6 protein-coding genes and 2 pseudogenes are annotated in these 8,593 nt (G+C 68.2%); 2 read left to right on the top strand and 6 right to left on the bottom strand.

All coding sequences use genetic code 11. The features are described 5' to 3' along the window. The 4 genes and pseudogenes from Vau01_RS61205 to Vau01_RS61180 all read right to left on the bottom strand — a co-directional run. Positions 1–1,730 (bottom strand): annotated as a pseudogene (locus tag Vau01_RS61205) (tetratricopeptide repeat protein); the annotation flags it as partial. A 5-nt stretch (positions 1,731–1,735) separates the two neighbouring features. Next, positions 1,736–2,167, bottom strand: coding sequence for a hypothetical protein (locus Vau01_RS61200; protein WP_204014162.1), 432 nt, complete (start codon positions 2,165–2,167; stop codon positions 1,736–1,738). Positions 2,168–2,250: 83 nt separating this feature from the next. Continuing rightward, positions 2,251–3,463, bottom strand: a pseudogene (locus Vau01_RS64390) (Tn3 family transposase). A 67-nt stretch (positions 3,464–3,530) separates the two neighbouring features. Continuing rightward, positions 3,531–5,204 (bottom strand): DUF4158 domain-containing protein, encoded by a 1,674-nt coding sequence (locus Vau01_RS61180; protein ID WP_204014128.1) that lies wholly within the window; start codon positions 5,202–5,204, stop codon positions 3,531–3,533. Positions 5,205–5,309: 105 nt separating this feature from the next. Here Vau01_RS61180 and Vau01_RS61175 point away from each other — a divergent pair, with 105 nt between their 5' ends. After that, positions 5,310–5,477: a hypothetical protein gene (locus Vau01_RS61175; protein ID WP_204014125.1), complete on the top strand. Its 168-nt coding sequence runs from the start codon at positions 5,310–5,312 to the stop codon at positions 5,475–5,477. Between the two features lie 47 nt (positions 5,478–5,524). On the opposite strand, the gene Vau01_RS61170 is transcribed toward Vau01_RS61175, so the two are convergent. Both Vau01_RS61170 and Vau01_RS61165 read right to left on the bottom strand, forming a co-directional pair. Beyond that, positions 5,525–6,628, bottom strand: a complete 1,104-nt coding sequence (locus tag Vau01_RS61170; protein ID WP_204014122.1) for an SIR2 family protein — start codon at positions 6,626–6,628, stop codon at positions 5,525–5,527. Positions 6,629–6,712: 84 nt separating this feature from the next. Then, the gene (locus Vau01_RS61165) at positions 6,713–7,306 is read right to left on the bottom strand and encodes a recombinase family protein (RefSeq protein ID WP_204014119.1); all 594 of its coding nucleotides are present in this window, start codon (positions 7,304–7,306) and stop codon (positions 6,713–6,715) included. 961 nt (positions 7,307–8,267) lie between these two features. On the opposite strand from Vau01_RS61165, the gene Vau01_RS61160 reads away from it, so the two are divergent. Next, positions 8,268–8,582, top strand: a complete 315-nt coding sequence (locus Vau01_RS61160) for a hypothetical protein (RefSeq protein WP_204014116.1) — start codon at positions 8,268–8,270, stop codon at positions 8,580–8,582. Positions 8,583–8,593: the final 11 nt, after the last annotated feature.

Raw genomic sequence — 8,593 nt, 5'->3', positions numbered from 1 at the left:
TCCAACAGTCGGATGCCGAGGTTGTTCAACGACACGGCAAGGTCGGGCAGGTACGTCGTCGGGTTGACCTCGGCCAACCGCCGGTAGATGCCGGTGGCTTCCTCAGCCGGGGCAAGGGCGTCCTGGTGGCGGCCGGCGTTGCCGAGCCGAAGGGCGAGGGTGGCTTGAAGCCAGGCCCGGTCGGCGGGGTCGGCGGTGGCGGGTACCAGGGTGGTGAGGTGGTTGGCGATTTCGGCGGCGGCGGGGTCGAGTTCGACGTGCCGTTCGGGTAGTCGGGTGAGGATCCCGCGGGCCAGGGCCTCGTCGGTGTGTGGGGTGATGGCAAGCAACGCACTGCCGCCGCTGTCGATGGCCAGGGTCGGGTCGGCGGCGAGCAGCGTCCGTAGCCGGTCGGCGGCATGGGGGTGGCGACCGGCCGCGGCGGCGAGGAATGTCAACGCGCGGTCGGTGTAGGCCGGGGTTTGCTGGTCTTGGTCGCGGGTGAACAGTGCCCCGGGCCGGTGGCGGGTGACGTGGTCGTGGTCGACGTACTGGGCGGTGACCAGGTTTGCTGCCCACGGGTCGGCGTGGCTGGTGGGGCGGGTGTCGGGCAGGGTAAGTGCGATGAAGTCTTCGGCGAGCCGGTCGGGGTAGAGCGGCTCGAGGACGGTGTCGCCGGTGGTTGGGTAGCAGCGCGCGTGCAGGTCGAGCAGGTGTTGAGCACTGGCATCGGCGGTGGTGGGCAGGCCGGTGCGGGTGAGCAGGGCCTGCCCGTCGACTGGTAGCTGCGGGCCCGTTAGGGCGGCGATGAACACGGTGCGCGCGGCGGTGGTGGTGCCCGCCTCGCCGTGCAGGCGGGTCCAGTAGCGGCGTTCGCGGTCGAGCAGGTACCGCGACAGGTCCCCGGGACCGCGGGGTGGGTCTTGGCCCTGGGCGGCGGCGTCGACGACGGCCAACGCGGCCATGTGCAGGCCCAGCGTCAGCGCATACACGCGGTCGGTCAACCGTCCCGGCGCGGTCCACGCCGGCCCGCCGGCGAATGGGTGTTTGTGCCGGTGGATCTCGGCGAAACGTTCGCAGGCGGCGTTGAACAACACCGCCCGATCAGCGTCCGACGCGGCCAACGGCGCCAGTTCGTGCGGGTCCTCGGTGTCGATGTCGAGGTCGTCACAGTCGGCGTTGACCGCCGCCCACCACTGCACCGAACGGGCCAGCAGCAGAATCCGCATCCGCCCGGTGTGCGCGGCGTAGCGGCCGAGCAGCTGTTGCAGATCTTGGTGCGGCCACCGCTCGGCGTAGTCGACGATCATCAACAGCGGCACGTCAGCGTCGATGTCCAGATCCGGCCCAGCCACCGGGGTTTCGACCCGGTGGCGGGCGTGGCCGACCCTCCACCCCGCTGCGGCGGCCAGATCAGCGACCCGCGCCGCGAGACGTGTCTTCCCCTGCCCACCCGGGGCATGGACCAGCCAGGCCGCCCGCGGCGGCGTACCGTCGCGCCACCGGGCGATCGCGGCGAGCGTGTCGTCCCGGCCGGTGAACGGCACCACCTGCCGGCGAGCGATGAGCAGTTTACTCGGCTGCCCCACCAACCCGGCCAACTCCGCCGTCGGGGCCACCACCCGCGGTACGTGGGCCCGCACCCCGAACGCCGGCCCGTCGACCCCATAGAAGTACTGGTCTCCCCCGGCGACGTAGGCATCGCGCTGGGCGGACACCGATCCGGGCACCGGATCGCGCACCGGCGGCATCCGGGTCACCGCGGCCGACGCTGCCCGAAATGCTGGTCACCACCGGCGGCGAACGCGTCCCGGCCCGCCCGGACGTCCTGCTCCACCCCACCAGCCCGTCCGGAGCCGGCCCCGCTACCGGAAGCGCCGCTACCGGTCGCTCCGCCGAAACGCTGGTCACCGACGGCGGTGAACGCGTCCCGCCACGCGTCGACCCGCTGACGCCCACCGCCGCCCGGGCCTGCTGGAGCAGGCCCAGGGCCGGCCGCGCGGCGGGCCAGGAGCACCCCGTACCCCGACAGACCCACGCCGATCAGGGTGGCGAACACCCCGATCACGCTGGCCCACAGGACCGCGTCGTCCAGGCCGGTGATCACGAAGAAGACACCCAGCCCGACCAGCGTTAGCCCGAACACCACGGCCGAAGCCCACGCCGCCACGAGTTTCCATCCGGTCATCGCGCCATCATCGACGCAAAGCACCCACCGTCACATCCCCGGCACGGGTTACTGTCCGGCATCGAACAGCCCACCCCGGGTGATCACGATGGGGGTGGGGTCAACGCGAGCCGGTGGTCCATCCGAAGTTCGACCTTGCCGTAGGGCGCAACGTGGGTCCAGAAGAGCGGGGTCAGGCCGCGGCGGTCCTCGACGGTCAACGCGTCGGCCCAGTCGTCGTCGGCCAGGACGTGCTGCAGCATCAGCGTGTTGACATAGACCAGGGCCGACTGCAGGACCCGTAGGCACAGCACGGACAGTTCCTGCTCGTCGTGGCGGTTGCTGGCGATGTCCCCACCCTTGCCGTAGAAGATCACCGCGTTGGCGCCGTTCCAGGACTCCATCACGTTGAGCCTTCATTGATCTCCCGCTGCAGATCCCGGTCGCGGAGAAATCGGGCCACAAACAGAGTTTTCTGCGCCCGTCCGACTTCGATCATGGCCTGGTAGGTGGAATGGATCGCGTTGGTCTTGGTGAACCGGCGCAGGATCGCCTCGGTGGAGGCGGTGCCGGTACGGATCGCGGTGGCGTACTTGAGCATCTGGTCGTACTGCTCGGCGATGATGTCCCATCGAATCGGCCGGGTCAACGCCGGCTGAAGCCGCGGGTAGGCGTCCGGTTCCCCGGCCGCGGGCCGGTACAGCTTGACCTTGTTGATCCGTTGATCCGCGGCAGCAGGTCGAAACCCAGCAACCGGGTCACCCCGAACCCGACCTCGGACTGGCCATGGGAATCGACATAGTTGCCCTGCACCTCCATCGTGGTGCCGTGGCGCATCGCACCCTCGATCATCGCGGCGACCTCCGACGCCGAGCAGTTGATCAGCTGGGAATGGATCGCCATCGAGCGTCGCTCGACGTGCCAGTAGATCAGCACACCCCGGCCGGAATAGCGCGAATGCCACTCGGTGAAGATGTTCTGATCGAACGCACCGAAGTGCGTCGAGTCCGACGCGACCGCGGTGGAACCGGCGCCCCACACGGTGCGGGTGCGGGCGGTGAAGGTGGCGTTGGCGATCTGGGTGGCCATCGCCCGGACCACGTCCGCGGACAGGTAGCGGCGGCGGATGTAACGCAGGTCGTCCTCACTGTGCCCATGCTCGCCGGCGGCGACCGCCCGAATACCGGTGTTGGTGCCGTACGCGTACACGGCCAGGATGATGCGTTCGGCGAGGATCTCCGGGGCTAGGTCGCCGCGCCCGGCGGTCGCGGTCACCGCCGCCAGGCAGCCGGTGCGTAACACCGCCTCCTTCAACATGTCGATCAGCGGGACGGTGCCCCACCGCGTACGGATCTCGGTCTTGAGCTGGCGCAGGTTCCGTGGTTCAGGGGCGGCGTCGAAGTCGGTCAGCTTGATCGCGCCCTGCTTGCCCCGGTCGCGGATCTCCAACCACCCAAGCTTCGGCAGGGCCGCGTCCAGAGCGGCGAGTTCGGTGTGCAACTGTCCGCGCAGGGCCTCGATGAACGCGGTCGGATCCAACGGCTTGCGCAGGGCGGCGTAGTGCTCGCCGCGGCGGGCCTCGAAGTCGGCCGGGAGGTCCTCGTCTGGGTTGCGCCACCGGTCCGCACCAACGACCCAGATCTCCTTGCACCGCAACCGGTCCCGTAGCGCCTGGAAGGTGCAGATCTCGTACACCGCCCCGTACGACCCGTCGGCCGGCCGTGGTGTCGGCGAATACCAGCGGGGTCCAGTCACCCAGCACACCCTTGTGGGTGGGCACCGTCTCGCCGGCCGGGTAGTAGGTCAGCCGGACGCCGGCGTACCGGCCGATCAGCTCCAGCGCGTCGAGGACGGGGCGGTGGGTGGCGTTGTTGGAGCGGAACTCCAACACCTCCAGCAGCTCGATCAGCCCGCGGCGGTAGTGATTGGTGTAGGACGCCTTCAGCGTGGTCTGCACGGTGCGCCGGTACACCGGCCCCTTGGTCTTGTACTCGTGGACCAGCTCGCGCAGGGTCTGCTCGCCGCCGCTCACCGCCGGGAACACCACCTGCCGGACCGCGTCGTCCGGCCGCCCGAGCGAGGCCTCGGCGATGGCGAACAGGATGTTCTCCTTGCCGGTGACCCGCTTGAACGCGTTGACCAACTCCTCGGTGACCTTCCGATCCGCGCGGGCCCCGATCCGGTGCACCGTAGAGATCAGCAAGTCGACGAGCGTGTCGGTGATCTCCCGCAGCCGGGTGTGCAGCAACGCCGCGAGCAGGGTCAGCATCAGCGGCTCGGGATGCTCCCGCAGATGCGACGGCGACTCCACCGACGCCCGCGCCCGCCACCCGGCCACGACCTTCGGCGCCACATCGTCGAACAGATCACCGGGCAGGCCGGCTGCCTGTACCGTGCGTAGCTTGCGGATCTCGGTGAGCATCGATTCCAGGCTCACATTGCCCGGCACCGACTTGACCAGCGCCAGCACCGATGTCTCCGGCAGATCCTCATCCTCGGCACCAGCAGCGACCATGGCCCGCAGCCGGTCCGCGACACCGGCCGGGAGCCGCGCGGCTATCCGCACCGTGAGCGCCTGCTCGGCCTGGCGCAGCGCCGAACGTACCGCCCGCTCCACCCGACCCTCGGCCGGCGACTCGATGCGCTGCTCCCGACACCGGGCCAGCAGCTCCTGGCGAACCACGTCCGGATGCCGCTCGCGTTCGCCCACCTCGCCCGCCAACCAGCCGGTCAGCTTCTCCAGATCCTCCACCGAACACTCGCGGAAGCCCAGATGGCGGCGGATCTGTGCGCGGTGGTACTCGATCGTGCGGCCGGACCAGTCGTAAAGCCCCAACTCGCCCGGCTCGACCTTCACCTGCCGGGCCACGAACTCGACTGCAGCGTCCGGCAGATCCCGCCGACCACGCGGGAACACGCCATGACGGATGAAGAACTTCAACAGCAGCACGAACGCCAACCGGGTCCCGCCCCGCTTACCGGCCACCAGATCACGTTCGTCATCGAGCAACGTCCAGTGCTCGACCAACTCATCCAGATCCGGATCCGGCCCGCTCACCGGCCACCGACCCGCGTCCGCCTCGCCTCACACACGGGCCGAGATCCTGCCGCACCCGCAACCGCCTCGCTGTCCCGCCGCACCAGAATCCAAGATCACGCCCGATTGCGGCTCCTGACAGCGTTCTTACCAACGGGCCAACTGCTGAGCCTGTTCACCATCGCCTGCCACACGGTCGCGGACTTCGAGCGGGAACGCGACTACGTGATAGGGCTGGGCGTGCCCGCCGAGTTCCTGCCGACCGCGGACCACCGGCGCAACCTGGCCGCATGACCTTCGGCCCGGCTGCTCGGCGGAGAGGTGCCATCCTGTGCCAGGACTCAGGGGCAACGACAGCGCCCATCGTTGTCCAGCCACTGCGGAATGGGATCGGTAATGCCGGAGTAGCACTTGTGCACCTGACGCCCAGGCAGCGAATTCTCGATCTTGTCGGGAAGGTCGGAGTTCGAGTCGACGACGAAGATGTGCCGCCCTCGGTCGAATTGCATCTCGATCATGTCGAGTACGACGGAGTCCGTGGGCGGGAGGGAGAAGCCCATGAGCACCAGTTCGTCCGCGTCGGCCAGTGCGCTCGCGGCTCTGGCCCACTGGGACCGCAGCACCGCGTTGCGGTAGGCCATCGTCTTCACAGCGGTCGGCGGAACCAGGAACGGAACTTTGTCGGCGACGATGCTGCCGAACTCCGGCAAGGTCACCGGATCGGGCTCGCTCCACCACCGCTGGATGCGGTTGTGGTAAACGATGTCCTCGGGACCTGCCTCCAGGCCGCTGTAGTACCAATCGATGCTTCCGTGCAGCTTGAGCAGCTGAAGTCTCGCAAATCCCCGACTGGTCATCGTGTCCAAGCCGCGGGCTTCGAGCGGTGCCAGCGGGGCTACGAAGAGGTCCGCCGCGCCGTTGCTGGGTAAGCCATGGCCGACGGATGGTGCCGTCTGCATGTAGGCGCGCTCGGGCAGCGTGTCGTAGTTGAACGTGATGACCGTGGTCGTCTCGTCCGACGCGCCAGGTTGCAGCTTCCCTTGATCGTCCTCCCAGCATCCTGCCGGGCCGCCGTTCCACTTCACGACGAGCTTGGGGAGCCAGTCCACCGGCTCGACAGCTATGACGCGTCGCTCTTGCTCCCGGATCACCTCGGCGATCGCGTTCGACAGATCGATGAAGGCTGCCTGGCAGCGCTTCGTATCAGCAGGACTGACCCAGGGTGGCGGCTGGGCAAGAAAGCTCAGCCAACGTTCTACGTCGGGGCCGCCAGCCCCTGGGAACCGGTCGGCGGGAAAGGGCGGGGCAGGGAGCCCGTGGGTGCCCAGCCAGGCTTCCACCAGCTCTCGGAGCTCCCAGAGCAGCGGAAGCCGATCGGTGGCGGAAACCTTCTCGCTGGCGGCCTTTGAGAAGCCGGCACCCAGCACGAACACCCGACTACTCACGGCTGCCCACGCTATGACGGTTCGACTCCGACGCGTGGCCTGAACGGCGGAATCACTCTTCTTGGCGCTTCCGCCTCGGCCCGGTTACGGGGTGGGCGTCGAAGCGGCCAGGCCGGCGAGGTGACGGTAGATGGTGGGCCGGGTGACGCCGAACTCGGCCGCGATCTGCCCGACGGTGTGCAGCCGCTTGCCGTCAGGGCTGGTCTCCTCGTACATCTCCTGCGCGATCTTCGCCTGTCGCGGGGTCAGCTTCGGCTTCTGCCCGCCGGTACGGCCGCGGGCCCGGGCGGCGGCCAGGCCGTCAAGGGTGCGTTCGGACATCAGCGCGCGCTCGAACTCGGCGATCGAGCCGAGGATCCGGAAGAACATCCGGCCCATCGCGGTGGACGTGTCGATGGCCTGGTCGAGCACGACCAAGTCGACGCCGCTCTGCTGCAACTGGCCGGACAACTCGATGAGGTTCTCCAGCGAGCGGCCGAGCCGATCGAGTTTGGTGACCACGAGTTGGTCACCGGGCCGGCGGGCGACCAGCAGCGCCTTGTCGAGTTCCGGGCGGCGGGCGAGTTTGCCGGACGCCTTGTCGACGAAGATCTGCTCGCAACCGGCCGCGGCGAGGGCGTCGTGCTGGGCGTCGGGGTTCTGATCGCGGGTGGAGACCCGTCCGTAGCCGATCCGCATGGTCAAAAGCGTACGCGAACACCGGTGAGCGTTACATAGGTGGGGACACGGGTAGCGTTACAGTTTCAAGATCAACTACTAGCCTTCTGGCCTGCGATCATCCGGATCGGTGCCCAAAAGGGTCAGAGTGTCTCGCGAACGATCGTTTTAGAGACACCTTGAGGACGAAGATCCTGGCCGGGTGCCCGCGTTGCCTCGAACGAACGAAACCTCTACGTCACGTTGCACGTATCCGGCGTCCGGTGCCTCTATATCTCTAATGAAGGTACTGAGGGCCGGCTGAGGAGGTGAGGGCATTGCGGACGGACCCTGGCGCTGCTTCCTGCCCGCACCTCGATCCGCCCGCACTGGCGTTTGCGCAGGTCAGAGGTAAGCGCCAAAATATCTTGGAAGCGCGTTGCACGAGCGTGGCAGGTCGCAGCCTCTATGTAGGCGAGAGCGAAGGTCTGTACCCCACCGTCCAGACGGCTTCGATTCTCGTTGGCGACTCATGCCTCCACTGTCGTGCTCGTGCTAGCGATGGCGACCGTGGTCGTGGTCGTCGACGGTATCGGGAACTGCGGTGACGGTGACGGATAGCTGATCTCTCGGTTCATGTCCGGGCCCGCCGTTCGCGCACCCCTGCCAGGAAGCACAGGCGGCGGGCTGGCACAACTTCATACGAAGCCCTGAAACCCCCCGGTTGGGTGAATTCAGGCCGTACCGCGGAGGTCGAAATTGACCTGCCGCGGATGTTGCTGTACTCATGTAGCCACTCAACGTCGTCTGTAGCTTCCTGGCAGGGGTGCGCGAACGACCGCGAGGCCCCGCACTCGCACCGGGTGCGGGGCGACCTTGTTGCAACCGCGCAGGGTCTGGACTGAACCAGGGAGGTCAGCGTGGCGGACGCGCGTGCGGAAAGGTGCGGCTGTGTCAGTGATGGCCAGCCCGCCTACCGCAAGTTCAACCCGTGGGAGTGGTGGTGATCGTGATCACCTACGCCGCGGGGAGCTGGGCGGAGCTGGCGGCAATTCACGACGAACTTGAAGCGGTGCTCGACGTGGCGGTCAGCGCGGTCGGTGTCCAGGTGCTGGTTGAGCTGGCCGACGGTGCTCGTACGGCGTGGACGCGGGTCGTCGACGTCACGGCCGCCTGCGGCCGGTGGGTGTCGGGGGTGGTCAGGAAGGCGGTCGGCGCGAGTGCCGGCTGGGTCCGCCGCCACATCTCGATCAGCGGTCGGTTCAAGTTCGAGCTGGGTGCCCGCGGGGCTGGTAACCCGGCGTTGGGGTCGGCCTGACCCGGACCAGC

The organism is Virgisporangium aurantiacum, from assembly GCF_016863635.1.
Classification (GTDB): domain Bacteria; phylum Actinomycetota; class Actinomycetes; order Mycobacteriales; family Micromonosporaceae; genus Virgisporangium; species Virgisporangium aurantiacum.
Note: the sequence above shows the minus strand (reverse complement) of the source record. Positions and strands in the feature narration are given on the sequence as shown.